The sequence below is a fragment of the Peredibacter starrii genome (genome assembly GCF_034259205.1).
Classification (GTDB): Bacteria; Bdellovibrionota; Bacteriovoracia; order Bacteriovoracales; family Bacteriovoracaceae; genus Peredibacter; species Peredibacter starrii.
The window spans coordinates 3,786,585-3,802,864 of the sequence record NZ_CP139487.1 but is presented as its reverse complement, the minus strand read 5'-3'; the positions used below and the strand labels follow the sequence as shown (position 1 = coordinate 3,802,864).

15 protein-coding genes are annotated in these 16,280 nt (G+C 41.9%); 8 read left to right on the top strand and 7 right to left on the bottom strand.

From position 1 onward, the window contains the following. Positions 1–50 precede the first annotated feature (50 nt). The 4 genes from SOO65_RS18990 to yihA all read right to left on the bottom strand — a co-directional run bounded on the left by SOO65_RS18990 (position 51) and on the right by yihA (position 5,313). Positions 51–2,672: a 6-bladed beta-propeller gene (locus SOO65_RS18990; protein ID WP_321394245.1), complete on the bottom strand. Its 2,622-nt coding sequence runs from the start codon at positions 2,670–2,672 to the stop codon at positions 51–53. Between the two features lie 67 nt (positions 2,673–2,739). After that, on the bottom strand, positions 2,740–3,696 hold the full coding sequence (locus tag SOO65_RS18985) for an NAD-dependent epimerase/dehydratase family protein (RefSeq protein WP_321394242.1): 957 nt from the start codon (positions 3,694–3,696) through the stop codon (positions 2,740–2,742). Continuing rightward, positions 3,693–4,583, bottom strand: a complete 891-nt coding sequence (locus SOO65_RS18980; RefSeq protein ID WP_321394238.1) for a lysophospholipid acyltransferase family protein — start codon at positions 4,581–4,583, stop codon at positions 3,693–3,695. The genes SOO65_RS18985 and SOO65_RS18980 overlap by 4 nt, the downstream gene beginning before the upstream one ends. 67 nt (positions 4,584–4,650) lie before the next feature. Further along, a complete protein-coding gene (yihA, locus tag SOO65_RS18975; RefSeq protein ID WP_321394235.1) occupies positions 4,651–5,313 on the bottom strand; it encodes a ribosome biogenesis GTP-binding protein YihA/YsxC in 663 nt (220 codons plus the stop codon). A gap of 246 nt (positions 5,314–5,559) precedes the next feature. On the opposite strand from yihA, the gene SOO65_RS18970 reads away from it, so the two are divergent. After that, on the top strand, positions 5,560–6,669 hold the full coding sequence (locus SOO65_RS18970; protein WP_321394232.1) for a sigma 54-interacting transcriptional regulator: 1,110 nt from the start codon (positions 5,560–5,562) through the stop codon (positions 6,667–6,669). Here SOO65_RS18970 and SOO65_RS18965 read toward each other — a convergent pair. Beyond that, on the bottom strand, positions 6,666–7,478 hold the full coding sequence (locus tag SOO65_RS18965) for a hypothetical protein (RefSeq protein ID WP_321394229.1): 813 nt from the start codon (positions 7,476–7,478) through the stop codon (positions 6,666–6,668). The two genes, SOO65_RS18970 and SOO65_RS18965, sit on opposite strands and share 4 nt — an antisense overlap. A 183-nt stretch (positions 7,479–7,661) precedes the next feature. On the opposite strand from SOO65_RS18965, the gene SOO65_RS18960 reads away from it, so the two are divergent. Then, positions 7,662–8,285 (top strand): hypothetical protein, encoded by a 624-nt coding sequence (locus tag SOO65_RS18960; RefSeq protein ID WP_321394223.1) that lies wholly within the window; start codon positions 7,662–7,664, stop codon positions 8,283–8,285. Here SOO65_RS18960 and SOO65_RS18955 read toward each other — a convergent pair whose 3' ends face one another. Continuing rightward, a complete protein-coding gene (locus SOO65_RS18955; protein ID WP_321394221.1) occupies positions 8,286–9,146 on the bottom strand; it encodes a hypothetical protein in 861 nt (286 codons plus the stop codon). It abuts the gene before it with no gap. 185 nt (positions 9,147–9,331) lie between these two features. On the opposite strand from SOO65_RS18955, the gene SOO65_RS18950 reads away from it, so the two are divergent. From SOO65_RS18950 to SOO65_RS18925, 6 genes are all read left to right on the top strand, one after another. Continuing rightward, positions 9,332–10,303 carry an acetyl-CoA carboxylase carboxyltransferase subunit alpha gene (locus SOO65_RS18950; RefSeq protein ID WP_321394218.1) on the top strand — a complete coding sequence of 324 codons (972 nt, stop codon included), beginning with the start codon at positions 9,332–9,334 and terminating at the stop codon, positions 10,301–10,303. A 2-nt stretch (positions 10,304–10,305) separates the two neighbouring features. After that, positions 10,306–11,181 (top strand): YicC/YloC family endoribonuclease, encoded by an 876-nt coding sequence (locus SOO65_RS18945; protein WP_321394215.1) that lies wholly within the window; start codon positions 10,306–10,308, stop codon positions 11,179–11,181. Positions 11,182–11,183: 2 nt separating this feature from the next. Then, positions 11,184–11,744, top strand: a complete 561-nt coding sequence (gene gmk, locus SOO65_RS18940) for a guanylate kinase (RefSeq protein WP_321394212.1) — start codon at positions 11,184–11,186, stop codon at positions 11,742–11,744. Between the two features lie 2 nt (positions 11,745–11,746). Further along, a complete protein-coding gene (locus tag SOO65_RS18935; protein WP_321394210.1) occupies positions 11,747–13,948 on the top strand; it encodes a RelA/SpoT family protein in 2,202 nt (733 codons plus the stop codon). A gap of 45 nt (positions 13,949–13,993) precedes the next feature. Further along, the gene (locus tag SOO65_RS18930; protein WP_321394201.1) at positions 13,994–14,680 is read left to right on the top strand and encodes a hypothetical protein; all 687 of its coding nucleotides are present in this window, start codon (positions 13,994–13,996) and stop codon (positions 14,678–14,680) included. Between the two features lie 151 nt (positions 14,681–14,831). Then, complete coding sequence (locus SOO65_RS18925) at positions 14,832–15,617, top strand: hypothetical protein (protein WP_321394198.1); 786 nt, start codon at positions 14,832–14,834, stop codon at positions 15,615–15,617. Here SOO65_RS18925 and SOO65_RS18920 read toward each other — a convergent pair. After that, complete coding sequence (locus tag SOO65_RS18920; RefSeq protein ID WP_321394195.1) at positions 15,614–16,279, bottom strand: YdcF family protein; 666 nt, start codon at positions 16,277–16,279, stop codon at positions 15,614–15,616. The two genes, SOO65_RS18925 and SOO65_RS18920, sit on opposite strands and share 4 nt — an antisense overlap. Position 16,280: the final 1 nt, after the last annotated feature.

Genomic DNA, 16,280 nt, shown 5'->3' with positions numbered 1-16,280 from the left:
TATTGATTGGGGTCTTTTGTGTCAATGAGATGCGGCGCAGGAAAGGCGAATTATTTCGTGAGAGGAGTGCCAGTAGAGCTAAATTTTAGAACGCGGGCCATTCCAGTGTCGACGACATAGACATTTCCGCTGGCGTCCACATCCACACGTACCGGTTTACCAAATTGATTATAATTCGTGCCTGGAGTTCCGAATGAGAGGACCGGAGCAAAGCTCGAGTTGAACTTTTGGACATTGATATTGGCCGAGTCTGTAACGTAAATGTTTCCGGATGAATCCACGGCGACGTCAGTGATTTCTTCAAAACTTGCTGGTGCAAATTGATCGACGTAAGCTCCGGTAGAATCAAATTTCTGAACTCGTTTGTTTCCTGAGTCAGCAACGTAGACATTTCCAAGAGCATCAAATGCAATACCACCTGGCTCTTTAAGATCGCCATTCGCTGAACCCCAGCCTCCAAATTGAGAAAGGTATGTTCCCGAGCTATCAAATTTTTGAACGCGGTGATTGTAGGTATCGGCAACGTAAATATTATCGCTGGCATCTATCTCCAGCTGAAGGGGCAAATCAAATTCTCCATTACCAGTTCCTGCCGTACCAAACTTGCCAATAAAGGTCCCATCAGTTGATAGGCGTTGAACACGATTGTTAACAGCATCTATCACAATAATTTCGTCATTTGAGTTTATGGCAATATCTGACGGTTTATTGAATTCTCCGTCACCACTTCCAAACGAGCCAATATCCTGGACATGAACTCCACTTGAATTGAATTTTTGAATACGATGGTTGTCAGTATCAGCGACGTAGATGTTGCCGGTCGAATCAAAAGCAACTCCATTCGGACCAGAGAGTGAGCCATCTTGCTTGTTTAAGCTTTGAATCTTTCTTTCGAGACCATAATCAACCGTACCGAAAGTAAAAATTTCAAGTTTAGTAGAATCGAAAACATGCATGACATTTCCATAACCGAGAGTGATAGAAGTCGGTTTACTCAGACGTTCATTGGCGAAGCCTGAATCTCCAACTTTATTGATGAAGTTTCCGGAAGTATCAAATTTTTGTACTCGTCCGTTATTCTCGTCTGCAACCCAGACATTTCCAGAGGCATCAATCATGATGTCGCCAGCGCCATTAAATTCTCCATTGGCAGAACCAGTCGTACCCCAAGCAAGGATCGGCTCACCATCTGGATCAAATTTTTTCACTCTGTTGCCATCGGTTACATAGATGTTTCCAGAACCATCGACGGCAATAGATTTTGGATTTGAGAATTGAGAGTCGAGAGTTCCCTGGCGGCCAAAACGTTTTTGATAAACACCGGCCGAATCGAAGATTTGAACGCGGTAGTTTCCTTTATCTAAGACGTAAATATTTCCTGCTCCATCAACCCAGGTATCGGAGGCATTCAAAAATTTGCCGGTGGCCTGATCTGTATGAGGACGTTCGAAATATTTAATGACTCCAGAAGAGTTAAATTTTTTGACTTCACCATTCCCAACATCCGCAGCATAGATGTTTCCAAGTGGGTCGAGATCAACACCACCGGTTTCATTCATCTGATCCGGATTCGTTCCATCTCCTCCAACTGAATATTGGAAGGCTCCGAATTCATCAAAGACTTGCACGTTGGAATTATTATAATCAGAGACGTAGACGTTATTTAATCCATCAGTTGCCACTTCAACTGGGAATGAAAACTGGCCGTTACCAGTTCCTGGAGCTCCATAGTTTGCTTGATGTACCCAAGAGTAATCAAATTCTTGAACTCTTCCGTTATTTGCATCTGCCACAAAAATTGAAGTTGGTGAAAAATGAATACCAGTGGGAAGGTCTAATTGACCATTGGCCGAACCGCTTGCTCCAAATTGAGAAACATAGGTACCGGTAGAATCAAAAACCTGAATGCGGTCGTTCCCAGAATCGGTTACATAGATATTTCCATTCCCTTCATCCACTTCTACGCTAACAGGCTCAACAAATTGGCCGTTACCTGAGCCGTAGCTACCGAAAGAGAGTATATGCAAACCGGCAGCATTAAACTTCTGGACGCGACTATTAAGCATGTCAGCGATGTAGATGTTACCTGCGATGTCTACTTTCAAACTTCTCGGAAGATAAAATTGGCCATTGGCCGAACCTTGAACACCAGTCCCAAAGCTCGTCATGTAAATACCGTGTGAATCGTATTTGTGAATTTTGTTGTTCAACTGATCGGAGACGTAATAATAACCAGCGGCCTCTTCTACTCCCATTGGTTGATAATTGATAGTGACTGGCGAGCCGGCCGAACCGAAGGTCTGAGTATTTGCTCCAGCGGCAGTATATCGCTTTATGGACGAGGTTGTTTTATCAAAGGCAATCAAACTTAAGCCTGATAAATCGAGTGAGAGTCCAATCAAATTTCCAGTGCCTGTGATGGTACTAGTTAATTGACCATCCTCAGTAATGACCAACATTTGATTATTAGCTGTATCGGTCAAAACGATCTGGCCATTTTGATCCGCCATAATCGTCGCATCTTTTAAGAGCGGAGTTTTTAATTTGTTACCAATAGGGAAGACTTGAGCAGAACTGGTCAGTGCTCCACCAGTCAATGAAGCAGTGATCTTTCCACAACCGGAAAGATTGATAACTGCGAGCCAAATTAGGGCCTGTGATAGGAGCTTCATCTTAATAATTATCGGTATTTCGACAATTCTGATTAAGCCCTTTTTAATAAAGTTAAGTACTTGAAAACTAACGAAGCTTAATGAGCTCTAAAGCCTCTTTGATTGAAAATCTCAGGAATTTGGGACCTAAATGCTTCTCCAGCTCTTTATTGGAAATGAGGCATGAAAACTTCAAGTAATCGAGTAGGTACTCTGGAACTTCGATATTCAGCTTCTTCAAAGCGCTGTTGAGGCCTCCAGCAAGAACCATAGGAAATGGAATTCCTTTAGTACCAACTTCATTCAAGGCATCTCTTAAAGAAATGAAGTCACTTCCCGCAACATTGTAGGTTCCAGTAGGAAGAGATTCGAGTGCACGATAAAGGATATGGGCCATATCGAATTCGTGAATAAACTGAAAGAACGGATTGTAATCGATCGGGCTTAAAGCAACCGGACCAGACAAGAACTTCGTCATGGCGTTTTGAATTTGAGTTCCAATGATATTGCAGGGACGAAGAACAACAGTCGAAATACTATTTTGATTTTTCCACATCCAGTTAGTGCAGATTTGATCCATCTCGATCACGTCGCGAAGTTCTGGATGACGAATGCTCGCTCTCAAAGGAGCGTCTTCTTTCAAGAAAATTGAATTGTCTGGAAGGGCACCATAAACATGGAAAGTAGAAAGGATGACAACTTTCTTTACTCCTGAACGTTCGCACAATTCCAAAATGCGATTTGTTCCCATCACGGAGAGATCAATTCTTTTCGCAAGTACATTGTGCTCGTTAGAAGAATGACTGATGCGGCCCAAGTGATAAACCACATCAAAGTGATGAGTTCGAAATAGGTTCTCAAAATTACCGCGAGAGTATTTTAAATTGATGGGTGTTAAATTATTCAGCACCGGTACATTAGAAACATCTCGAGAATCGATTCCGATGATTTCCCAATCCGGATGTTCCGTAAGAATGAGTCTCGCTGTCATTTGGGCCAGACCACCGGCAATTCCAATGAGTAGGATTTTCTTCTTCTGACTCATCGGTCACCTTTATTTCTGAATTCTTTGATCACAAACTTTGAGATCGGTTTTCTAACTGTATCAAAAAACGGCCTTCTATGTTTTAGACCGTGGATCAGCATGCGCTTAATTGTGTTTTCGATGTGGAAAACATTTTCTTTTATTTCCTTGTCCGATGCCTCATGCTCGAGATGTGCTGGAATAGGAATTTCTTTTCCAATATAAATATCGATTGGCGAAGGAAGAGGGAAGAGGTTTGCCGTAAGGGGAAGAGCAGGTACTTTTAATAAACGTGCCAATCTCTTTGAGTGAAACACAAAAGGAAACATCTCTTCAGCACCAATTACACATACGGGGAGAATTGGTGTCTTCTTTTGAAGAGCGATTCGATAAAAGCCCTCAGAAAAACTGCGAAGCTTATAATAATCTGGAGTGTTCTTTGAAATCCCCCGAACACCTTCCGGAAAAACAAGAATAGATTCTCCATGCTCAATCAAGTAAGCACAATTCGCACGATCACCTAAGATTGATCCGGTTTGAGCGGCGAAGTCTCCAATGAAAGGTAGCTGGGCCATAAATCTTTCCACCATGGCACGCAGAACGCGTGGTGGGGCAACATCTAAAAGAAATGCAATCGTAATGAGAATGGCATCGAGTGGTAATTGACCAGTGTGATTCGAGGTCACAATGTAAGATTGATCTTTAACATTCTCAGCGCCAAATACTCTGACTTTGAAGTAGGAACGATAAAAAGGAACAATCTTTTTCAAGGTCTTTTCACAAAGCTCGAGATTGAATCCCCACGGATCTTTGTAGTCCTTATACTTCTCTTTGAGTTCAGCGAAGATTTGATTAATTTTGATTTCGTCCTCAATGCTGAGGAGGAATGATTCACCTAGTTTCAACATAGTATGGCTATTTTAACCCCGAAGGGGCCCATACTCTAGGCATACCTTTTTTCCAGGATCAAATCGGTCAGTTAAAACCTTTCATATCACTGTTGCGCTTAACAAAAGTGATGATTGCCTGTTCAACTGCCGGGATGCCATCGCCCTTTTCTGCAGAGGTAAAATGGATTTGTTTGACCCATTTAAACTTATTATAAATGTCAGGCATTAGGTTTTTAAGACGGGCCTTTTCACTTTGAGTTTTAAGCTTATCAACTTTGTTGAAGAGAACGTAGGTCTCTAGGTCGAACGCTTTGATGTATTCGTGAAAAAGCAAATCGCTATCTTGGACAGGGTGACGGCAGTCTTGAACGTTAAGAAGAAGGATCTTCTCGCTGCACATTTGGAAGAAGGTATCTAAAAGGTTCTGCCAGTTTTGGGCCATCTCTTTTGAAACATCCGCATGGCCGTAACCTGGAACATCGAAAAGATAGAAGTGTTCAAGAGATTTGGTCTCTTTGTTTTGCACGATGAAGTCAAAAATGTTCACCTGACGGGTACGACCAGGAGTTTTTGAAACTCGAGCAGTGGTCTTTCCGAAAAGAGCATTAATCAGCGAAGATTTTCCAACATTGGAACGACCGATAAAAGCAATTCCATTTGCGAAAGAGTGTTCATTCAGCCATTGCTGAAGTTGTTCAACAGTATCGATTCCCATAAGGAATTCGGTTTTTCCTTTCTGAATGTTCATTGGCTCTTTCCGTATATCAGGTTTTCTTTTTCCTCATCCTAGCAGAAAAGGTCACAAGCGTCTTCAATTTTAAGGGGAGAGGGTATGTATCAACGTAAGTTAATGAAGAAACAAATAGAATTTGCAGGGGTTAGGCTGGGAGACAGTTGCAGCATATTTCCCTCTCGTGGTCATCGAAAGGCATTTACTTTAAATCGGCATTGCATTGATTTGATCTCGTCAGAGTATCGACCCGACAATTTATCCATGAGTTACGTTGAATTACCGAACTCTGATATCCAGCATTTTCATTATAGATTGGAGCTGGATCATAAGGATGAAGATGGAAGATTTGTGTTGAAAACAATCAAGGGAAATCCTTTTTGGCTAAATGGATTGGCCGCCAAAGAGGCCTATATTGAGAGACAAGACAAAGTTTATATTGATGATAATAAAATGAACTTTGACCCCTTTGATTTGCAGGAAATTTTGAACCGTCATTTTGAGCACCCGGTTTTGATGGAACAAAATTTAATCTCTTCAAATTTGAAGATTTTGATCTTGGGTGAAACCGGTACAGGTAAGAGTCATCTTGCTTCTAAAATTCACGATAAGAGTGGAAGGCAGGGTTCATTTGTGGCAATCAATTTATCTTCATATAATCCGCAGTTAATTGAATCAGAGTTGTTCGGGCATAAAAAGGGCGCATTTACCGGGGCAATTTCAGATAAAATTGGGGCCTTTAAGACGGCCGAGCATGGAACACTTTTCTTAGATGAAGTTGATTCTTTGCCGATGGACCTTCAAACCAAACTTCTGACTTTCATCGATAATAACAAGTTCCGGAGAGTAGGTGATGTGAAAGAAAGCTCTATCAATACTCGGGTCATATTTGCTGCCGGACAATCACTAGAGAAGATGGTCCAACACGGAACATTTCGAAAGGATTTTTATTTTCGACTTAAGGCCGGGCACACTATTGAGTTAAAGTCTCTTCGAAATGATATCAAACGGATTAAAGATGCTTGTCAGTTCTATACTCTTAAAAACGGGGTAACCATCTCCCAGAGACTTTCTGATTTTTATGAGACACTGGCCTGGCCCGGAAACCTTCGCCAGCTTTTTGGTCATCTGGATAAGAAACGCATTCTTAGTCGGTACGCTAAACTTGATTTCGATCATCTGGATGAAGAGCTTCTCCTTCAAAGTTCAGATCTCATGAGTTTCTCTTCAATGGAAGAACTAGTGCCCCTGAGAGATTTGAAAGAAGATTATGTAAAGAAGGCCCTTTCCATGTGTGAAGGAAATGTTGCCATGACGGCTAGGAAGCTTCAATTAACTGAGAAAACTGTGAGAACAATTGTGGGGAAGGTCTAATTGGCAAGAACGTAGGTGATCTTAAGTTCAGTGATCTCACCTTCAATGTTGTGTAACTTAAGAAAGTCATTGATTTCGACCAGAAGCTTTCTTCTGATAATTTCTTTACCTTCTTCTTCAAGGGGGAATGAGGCCACGGAAGGCTCAATTTGAATAATTAAATGATCTCGTAACTGGAATTCTTTCTTTTCCAAGAACATACGTGCATTTCGGTTGGATGTAGTTGCTGTAAAATCAATGTCCACAGAACGAATTTCATTCACCTGTGCCACATAAACCGGAAGTCTTAAATTATTAATTTCAAAGTGCCTGGTTTGCTTTTTGTAGTAACCAGGGCGGTCATAAGGAATCTCTTCTTCAACACTCGCAGGAGCACGGTCGCTTTCCATATGATGACTGGCAAGACGGTTTCCCGAGAAACCAATTCCGATAACTGAAAGAATAGATGCAGAAGTGAAGGCCAAAAGAAGCATTGATTGCGAAGTCGTCAGACCTTGAAGCCATTGTCCTACAACTAGAAACGGGGCCATGAAAACTGTTTTAAGCTTGCCGGACTTCCCTGAAGACTTCTCTTTGTATTGAGCGAGTGCTTTTTTATAACTGTCAGCAAAGATCGCTTTGAAATCAATTGAGGCAAGAGTGCTTTTAACTTTTGCTATGAGGAAAAGAATAAAAGTTTTGGCATACGAAGGAAGCAACTTGAATTGCTCGCCAAGAAAAGAAAACCATGACTGAATTTTTTCAATCACACGCTTGATCGGAGCGGGAACGAACTTGTATATAAGCTCGCTCAGCTTGATCAGCAACATGTTAATTAGGTTCTCAATTTTCTCTATAAGGCCCATCAGTAATCTTGTCGGACGTTTATCAGTAATAATGAGTTAAAAGCATTTCGCTCAGGAATAGGAACTTTCTTCCTCTCTAACTCTTGGATCTTACGTGACTGTAAGGAACTTCCGAAGAGTGGAATGACGTAAAACAAGGATGGTTTTATGAAGCGTCGTTCTCTCATTCTCTCACTATTTCTTTTAACAAGCTGTGCAGATTTATATACGGGCCGCTCCTATCTTACTGAGATGGAAAGCGATGACTCGCGCTTCTTCAATCCTCGTGATGACTTTCCAGTTGTGGGTGGAGATTCGGGTCGTTTCTGGAACACAGAAGAAGAGACCAGGGCCAGGACACCCGCTTCCTTGGGAGATATTGCAGAAGAAAATCGCAAACGTTCTTTAAGGCAAGAGTTGCGTGAACTCGAAAGCTCTCAATCAGAAGATGAACTCTATCAGAAGTATCAGCATAAATTCGGAACTGTTTCTGAACGAATTTATTTCCTTGAGCTTCCTCCTCGTGAGCGCCGTGATTATCTGGCCTCTCGTGGTTTCTTAGAAGAAGAAAAAGTAGAAATGACTTCAGAGCGTGAACGTGCTTTTGCAGTTCGTGGTCAGGACATCTTACTTGGAATGTCTAAAAATGAAGTTGTGGAAAGTTGGGGAAAACCACTGCGAATTGAAATCGCCGGTAATCCCACATATGAAAATGAGCGTTGGCTTTACCGAGTGAAAAATGGACAAAAGTTCATTTATTTTGAAGGTGGACAAGTCCAAGGCTGGGAGTAATTACTCCTTCCACTCCATCAGAATTTTTTTCGAGAAGGCCTTCTTCTTCACTTTGAAGTCTTTCAAAGATTCATTGTCTTTGAAATTCTCTAATTGATAGTTGGCCATGGCCCCTGAAAAATCTTTCGTACAACCATTCACAACTTTTGTTTCCATCGTCGTGTAGTTTGAGGCGATCTCTCTATGTACATCAGTCAGGGCCGTGATAGTGGTCTCAGAAAAGACACTAGGGATGTTGTATTCACATTTGGGTGCTTCTTCCAACGAACGCTGAGTCTTGTTTTTATAAAGCTTCACGAAGAAATCAAAAGTCTCTTGGTTATTGCTTTTTTCTTTCTTACCGACATTCAGATTTTGTGCCGCTGCACCTGTGGCAAAAACAGTAGAAACATGAACCGAGGCCCGCTCGTCTGTTAGAATTTTAAGATACTTGTCACTGACTGCTTCGACTGAAAGGGGAATGTTTCCCGAGCAGATAAATCTCATGGAATGAAATTTTGTCAGGGCCTTATTGGTCGGATCAGTTTCGACAAAGATATATTGCTTGATGTGGGCATCAGGCACGTTTTCAAATTCAATGTCCATGGGAGTAATCAGAATATCTCTGAAACTTCCTTTCTTGTTTTCTTCTGTATTAAATTTGAGTGAGGTCTTCTTTCGATAACAAGCGGCCTCGCCATTTATGGTCATCGGGATGTTGATGCTTTGTTGTTGCTCAAAACTCGACGAGTTTTTACCACCGATGGAAATTCCAAATCCGGTCTCGTTTCTGAACTCAATGGCACCCGTATTACATTTCGCTGAGACGAAGTTCGGCGCGAGAAATAAGAGGCCCGTTAAGAAGCGTAGATGGTTTTTCATAGGCCTCTTTTCGGTGGAGAGAGAAAAGTACTTGAATTTAGCTGTCGGCATTGCGTTGTAGTGACTAGAATTCAATGAGTTAGGTCATTCACGCAACAGGAAATTCGTGCATTTTCCCCTCGGACAGGGTAATTTAACCCATTACTTTAAGTCTCAATTATCAACTTAGAACCCCGAGGGTTTTGATGGATTTTACTTTAGAATTTGAACGTCCGGTTTCCGAGCTCGAAAATCAGATCAGAGAATTAAAACAGGCCTCACACCAGAACATCGATATTTCTCATGAGATCGAAGCGCTTCAAGCGAAAGTCGATCGCATGCTGGAAGATATTTATACAAAACTTTCTCCGTGGCAGAGAACTCAGCTTTCTCGTCACCCAGCGCGTCCTCACGCGATTGATTACATCGAAAAAATCGTAACTGATTTCCATGAAGTTCATGGCGACCGTCGTTTCTCAGATGATCCATCAATGATTGCTGGTTTCGGTTATATCGATGGCAAGAAAGTTGCCGTAATCGGAATTGAGAAAGGTCGTAAAACTCAGGAAAAAATTAAGCGTAATTTCGGGATGGCAAATCCTGAAGGTTATAGAAAAGCAATCCGCGTAATGCAGATGGCGTCTCAGTTCAGCATTCCTGTTGTGACTTTCGTTGATACTCCAGGTGCATACCCTGGAATCGGTGCTGAAGAGCGCGGACAAGCACTTGCGATCGCTGAGAACCTTGAAGAAATGTTCAACATCAAGGCCCCAATCATCTCTATCGTAATTGGTGAAGGTGGATCTGGTGGTGCTCTTGGTATCGCTGTGGCAGATAAAGTATTCATGATGGAGTACTCTGTTTACTCAGTAATTTCTCCGGAATCATGTGCTTCAATTCTTTGGTCAGATCCAAAGATGGCAGAGACTGCTGCTAACTCACTTCAGCTTTCTCCAAATAAGGCGATCGAACTTAAAGTGATCGATGCCATTATTAAAGAGCCGGCAGGTGGAGCTCACCGTCATCCTGATCGTGCTGTTGCGATGGTAAAAGATGCGATTCTTGCAAGCCTTGAAGGTCTTAAGAAAGAAGACCTTGATGTGGTTATGCAGAAGCGTTTTGAGAAGTTCCGTCAGATGGGTAACTTAACTCTTACTATTGATCAGTCGGAAGGTTAATCATGAGCGTTTATTCGATGACAGGATTCGGGAAAGGTGAAGCTCAAGGGCAGAACTATTCCATCACGACAGAAATCAAAACGGTAAATAATCGTTTCAAGGATTTCAAATTCCGCATGAGTTCACTATTTAACTCTGTAGAATTGGATCTTCGTTCGAAACTAGAAAGCGAATTTCGTCGTGGAAGCTTCGATATCTCTGTTACTTATAAACGCACAGAAAGAGCAGTGACTGAATTTCAAGTCGACTCAAAAAAAGTGGAAGCTTACTTGTCGCTTATGAAACCAGTTTTCGAAAAGAACAACGTTCCTCTACAAGTTAGTCCTACTGAATTTCTTCGTTCTGACTTTTACAAAGACGAAGACGAGTCAAAGGAAACTGAGCTTGAGCCGCTTGTCATGGCCTCATTTGAAGATGCCATCAAGGCCCTTAAAATTTCTCGTGCGGGCGAGGGGAAGAAGCTCGTTGATAAACTTCTTGAGCACCTTGCTATTTATGAGGCATGTCTCGCTAAAATCGAGGCAATGAAGCAAGAGTTCCCTGACATGATGAAAGAGAAGCTTACAGCAAAGCTTAATGAGAAACTGAAAGACATCAAAATCGATGAGTCACGCTTCCTTCAGGAAGTAGTGTACTACCTAGAGAAATTAGAAATAGACGAGGAAATCAATCGGGCAAGAATCCACGTCGTTAAACTTAAATCAGTCCTCAAATCCTCTGGCGAAATCGGTCGTCAAATCGACTTCCTTCTTCAGGAACTTGGTCGTGAGACCAATACCATGGGATCAAAATCTGCCGTTCCTGAAATTTCGACAAATGTAGTCGAGATGAAAGTACAATTAGAGAAGATTAGAGAGCAGGCCCTAAATTTGGAATAATCATGTCCTCAAGAATGATTGTGATCTGTGCCCCATCGGGTACGGGTAAATCTACATTATTAAATAGGCTAAAGGCCGATATCCCTGACCTTGTGTGGTCAGTTTCATGCACGACTCGTCCTATGAGAACAGGGGAGACGCACGGAAAAGATTATTTCTTCATCAAAGTCGAGAGCTTTGAGAAGCAAATTGCCGATGATGAATTTATTGAATGGGCGAAAGTTCATTCAAACTATTACGGAACTTCAAAGCGCTTTGTGAGCGAAGGGATTCAGAAGGGACATAAAATGCTCTTCGATCTGGACGTGCAAGGTGCCGATGCCATGAAACGCATCTACGGAGCGGACGCTCAGGTGATTTTCATTGAACCACCTTCAGTAGAGGAATTAGAGAAGCGACTTATTGCTCGCGGAACTGATGCTCTTCATGTGATTCAGGAAAGAATTAAGAACGCCCGTGAAGAACTTAAAAACAAACACAAATACGATCATTTGATCCTTAACGATAATGTGGACAGCGCATATGAAAAGCTGAAAGCAGTCGTTGAAAAGATTTTGAGTTAACTATGTTCGCAGAAAGAATTGATTTCTCCCATGAAGCAAACCTTACGATTGATGAACTCGTCAAACGTGCGGAAGTGCTTTTGCCTGAAGCTGATCTGACGATCCTTCGTAAGTGCTTTGAGTTTGCAGATAAAATGCACTCTGGGGTGAAGCGTTCTTCTGGTGAACCTTATATCATTCACCCGCTTAACGTAGCGGCGACTTTGATTAAACTTAAAATGGACCTTGATTCCATCATGGCCGGTCTGCTTCACGATACTGTTGAGGATTGTGATGTTTCTCCGGAAGACATCGCCAAGATGTTCGGTCAGAGTGTGGCCCAAATTGTTGTGGGTTGTACGAAGATCTCTAAAATTAAATTTAAAACCAAAGAAGAATCTCAAGCAGAAAACTTTCGTAAGATGGTTGTGGCAATGGCCCAGGATCTTCGCGTAATTATCGTGAAGCTCGCAGACAGAATGCACAACATGCGTACCCTTCAGTATATGACGAAGGAGAAGCAGCAGGCGAAAGCGCAAGAGACTTTGGATATCTATGTTCCACTGGCCTCTCGTCTGGGTATTAACTCGGTTAAAGCAGATCTAGAAGATTTATGTCTCCGTTATATTCATCCTGATATCTATTATCGTCTCGCTGAAAAAATCGCGATGAAAAAGCGCGAGCGCGAAGCGTATATCACTGAGACGCATAATCTGATTGAAGAAAAGATGCTCGAGTACTCGGTAACTGGTGAAGTTACTGGTCGTCCGAAGCACTTCTTTTCAATTTATAAAAAGATGCAGCAGCGTGGAGTGGATTTTGAGCAGATTCAAGACTTGCTCGCTTTCCGTATTCTCGTTAATAACATCACTGAATGTTACAAGTGTCTGGGTATTATTCACTCAGCATTTACGCCAGTTCCTGGACGTTTCAAAGACTACATTGCCATTCCTAAGGTGAACAACTATCAGTCGCTTCACACGACGGTAATTGGACCCAAGGCCGAGCGTATCGAAATTCAAATTCGTACGTTTGAAATGCATGAAGTTGCTGAGCGCGGGGTGGCCGCTCACTGGAAGTATAAAGAAAGAAATAAAGGCGAAGGTGTAAATAAACTGAAGTGGGTCGAAGAACTCATGGAGTTTAACCAGAACGTTCAGAACTCTTCTGAGTTCATGGACGTTGTGAAAAACGATCTGGATGTTGGTGGAGTATTCATTTTCACTCCAACTGGAGACGTAAAAGAACTTCGCTACGGAGCGACTCCGCTGGACTTCGCTTATGCCGTTCACACTGAAGTCGGTAACAAGACCGTAGGTGCAAAAGTAAATGGTAAGATGGTTCCACTTAAGTACCGTCTTAAGTCTGGTGACACAGTTGAAATTCTCACATCCAAAACTCAGACTCCGTCGAAAGACTGGTTAAAGATCTGTAAGACTTCTCGTGCCATCACGAAGATTCGTCAGTATCTCATGAAGGTCGAGCGTGATGAACATCGTACCCTTGGTGAAGATGTTCTTGAGAAGGCCCTGAAGAAGTTTGAAACTTCGATTAAGGCCCTGGATAAAAAAGGTGAGTTCAAACCAATCCTTGAAAAGAACCACTACAAAACGCTTGAAGAGCTTTTCGTTAACATTGGTTCAAATCACCTTCCAATTAAAGATGTGCTGGTTGCCATTCCTTCTATCGCGTTCACCGAAACAGATGAACTCGATTTCAAGGAAGATGATAAGGAACTTGAAAGCTATTATAAGAAAGTTGCTAAAACTGCCCGCAAGAGTACCAGTAATGACAACGCCGTTATTGTTGATGGTCTTGATGACATCATGGTGAAGATGGGCCGTTGTTGTAATCCAATTCCAGGTGACCCGATCACAGGTATCATTACTCGTGGCCGTGGTATCACAGTTCACACAATTGGTTGCGGACGAATTGTAGACATCGAAAAGAGTCGCCAGATCCATGTTGAGTGGAACAAGCATTATACGTTCAGCCACCCAGTTAACATTAAGGTTACGACCCACGATAAGCCGGGGATTCTTTCAAAAATCTCTAAGTCAATTAACAACGCTGGCATCAATATTCGTTCGGCGATTGCCCGATCGATGCCGGATCAAAAGGGTAACTTCATTTTCGAGATCGAAGTGAAGGATTACTCAGAGCTTCTTAAGACAATCTCGAGCATCGAGCAGATGGAAGAAGTCATTTCGGTGAACCGAGCTTAAAACAATTCATTTTGACTTTCAGAAATGGCGAGCCATAATTATTCTATGAATAAATTATTACTCGCCATTCTCTGTGTTTTCTCTGTTTCTGCCTTCGCTGAAAAGGACCTGGCGGTTCTTACGACTGAAAATCCCTATGATAAATTGAAATTCAATCCTCGTAAGAGTCATTGGCTGACCACTTTTGGATTTGAGGGAATGAGATATGGAGCGGACTTCGATACCTTTACAGGGGTGAAGAAGAATTTCGCCGCCACGAAAAATGATCTTTGGGGTGCTCGTCTCGGGCTTGGTGGATCAATTTACTTGGGTAATCAGATAACTACTACCACACTTGTTGAGGCCTATTATTTAGGAACACTTTTTTCGCAAGTTCTTAACGGTGGACCTGAAGATGATGATGCCGAATTCGCATATACAAAAAAAACCGGCCAGGTTTGGGGTGCTACGGCCTCACAACAATTGGGATTTTTATTTGATATGAAAACCAAAAATCCTTTCATGGACGAATGGACTTACCTGACAGTTGAGCCTTTTGTTATGGCCGGGATTGGGATCGCACGTGCTTATAATAGCGTGAACTACAGCTATGATCTTGATACTACTGATGAACGTTTCAAGCAGTCGATTTCTGATCAATTAACCAGTCTTCAGCTGGGTATCGGGCCAACTTCACTGCAAGTAATGGATTTTTCTTCTACACAAGAATTACTCAAACTCGCTATGACCTAAATGAGAGAAAAATTGAGTCGAAAATTCAACAGAATGGCGGGCCGTTAAATATTAGCTCTCGAAAAGATAATGGTGCTACAATAGATCCTGTAATCGTATATGCTCTTGGCGGGGGATACAGATTCTGAAATCATTCATCCTGATTGCTTCATTGGTGCTCCTTAGTGTTTCTTGTAAAGAGGAGACTATTCGTGCTTTCAATGAGCTAACCCCTGGCGAGCAGGAAGCTATTCGTCAACGACGTGAACTTAAGTGTCTTGAAGACTCAAAAAGAGATTACGAAGATTTCGCCGCTCTTTCCAATGAGAAGATGGTCGATATGCTTCGTCACCAGTCTTGGAAATATGAGTATAAAAAAGATAATACAGTCATAGAAACCTCATATATCAGCGTTTGGAACGTTACTGGTAGTGTGGCCTATTTTCTTCTGACATTAACCGAAGGTGGTTCTACTACGAATCGCTTTTTGAAAATTAATACAACGACAAATTCGGAATTAATTGCTGATCTTAGAGTAAAAAAATGCGCTAAGACTCTCACTGTTTCTGATGGTACAACTTCAGCTTCCGCAAAAATTGAAGAGGCCCAAGGTTCTGACGATTCGGAAACTTACTACAAGCCCATCGTGACATACACTTTTGATTTCAATCTTCCTGGCTACTTTGGCGTACGAAAACTTAAACGTGAAAAGAAGATTTATAAAGAGTCAGACGACACTCTTTCTAAAACCGAAGTTTATGAGTACGTAATGACTGGAAGAACAAGTCCTCCAAATTTGAGTTACCCGTATACCAACTATGCCAATCGTTCTTACTGTACGATTAAGTCCAATGGTGGAACGCCAAATACATTTAATTTCCCATATGAGCTAGATTGCAAAACTGATAGCACAATTGATCCTGCTCAGTTTGATCCAGCGACTGAACTTGTAATTTAATCTTCAGTTACAAAATCTTCTCTAAAAATCTTCAACTGAATGAAGGTCCTCACGATCTTTACCGCTTCTTTTAGAAGCTTCTTCGTGTCCTTCCAGGTGGTGTAGGTATTAGGCACGCTATCGAAGTAAAACTGCTGTTTTGAGCCCGATAGGAAGTGAGCAATGATGAGTTTAATTCTCATGATGTGGTAATCACTTGAAATGATCAACACGTTCTGAATCTCTGGATTGGCCTTCAAGTAAGAAACAGTTTCACGCACATTCTCGAAAGTATTCTTTGATTCATAATCCAGGTCCACCTGAACTCCAGCATCGTTAATTTCCGGTGCTGTAGAATCGTTAGATTGCTTGTTAATGAGCGTTTGAACCGAGTTCGCAGCATGAACCCCAGAGATGAATAGTTTAGACGTAGGATTCTTTTTAAGAAGATCCATGGCGTATGCAATTCGACCTTTGTCTCCTGTAAATACAGCAATAGCATCCGGAGACTTCTGGAAGAAGGCACCTGCCGCGCGACCTTTCTGCATTTTAGCGTAAATCGGAATATAAACGATAAAGCTAACGACAAGAGCGATCGTGAGACACGCCAGAAAAACGCCGCTTAAAGCTAAGCGGCGTAGTCTGGTGGTTTTTGATTCGAAAGTATACTTACGTCCAAACATA

What these genes read in the sequence shown, in the direction of transcription:
- SOO65_RS18990 (WP_321394245.1), bottom strand. Translation starts at nt 2,672, where the DNA reads ATGAAGCTCCTATCACAGGCCCTAATTTGGCTCGCAGTTATCAATCTT.
- SOO65_RS18985 (WP_321394242.1), bottom strand. Translation starts at nt 3,696, where the DNA reads ATGAGTCAGAAGAAGAAAATCCTACTCATTGGAATTGCCGGTGGTCTG.
- SOO65_RS18980 (WP_321394238.1), bottom strand. Translation starts at nt 4,583, where the DNA reads ATGTTGAAACTAGGTGAATCATTCCTCCTCAGCATTGAGGACGAAATC.
- yihA (WP_321394235.1), bottom strand. Translation starts at nt 5,313, where the DNA reads ATGAACATTCAGAAAGGAAAAACCGAATTCCTTATGGGAATCGATACT.
- SOO65_RS18970 (WP_321394232.1), top strand. Translation starts at nt 5,560, where the DNA reads ATGAGTTACGTTGAATTACCGAACTCTGATATCCAGCATTTTCATTAT.
- SOO65_RS18965 (WP_321394229.1), bottom strand. Translation starts at nt 7,478, where the DNA reads ATGTTGCTGATCAAGCTGAGCGAGCTTATATACAAGTTCGTTCCCGCT.
- SOO65_RS18960 (WP_321394223.1), top strand. Translation starts at nt 7,662, where the DNA reads ATGAAGCGTCGTTCTCTCATTCTCTCACTATTTCTTTTAACAAGCTGT.
- SOO65_RS18955 (WP_321394221.1), bottom strand. Translation starts at nt 9,146, where the DNA reads ATGAAAAACCATCTACGCTTCTTAACGGGCCTCTTATTTCTCGCGCCG.
- SOO65_RS18950 (WP_321394218.1), top strand. Translation starts at nt 9,332, where the DNA reads ATGGATTTTACTTTAGAATTTGAACGTCCGGTTTCCGAGCTCGAAAAT.
- SOO65_RS18945 (WP_321394215.1), top strand. Translation starts at nt 10,306, where the DNA reads ATGAGCGTTTATTCGATGACAGGATTCGGGAAAGGTGAAGCTCAAGGG.
- gmk (WP_321394212.1), top strand. Translation starts at nt 11,184, where the DNA reads ATGTCCTCAAGAATGATTGTGATCTGTGCCCCATCGGGTACGGGTAAA.
- SOO65_RS18935 (WP_321394210.1), top strand. Translation starts at nt 11,747, where the DNA reads ATGTTCGCAGAAAGAATTGATTTCTCCCATGAAGCAAACCTTACGATT.
- SOO65_RS18930 (WP_321394201.1), top strand. Translation starts at nt 13,994, where the DNA reads ATGAATAAATTATTACTCGCCATTCTCTGTGTTTTCTCTGTTTCTGCC.
- SOO65_RS18920 (WP_321394195.1), bottom strand. Translation starts at nt 16,279, where the DNA reads ATGTTTGGACGTAAGTATACTTTCGAATCAAAAACCACCAGACTACGC.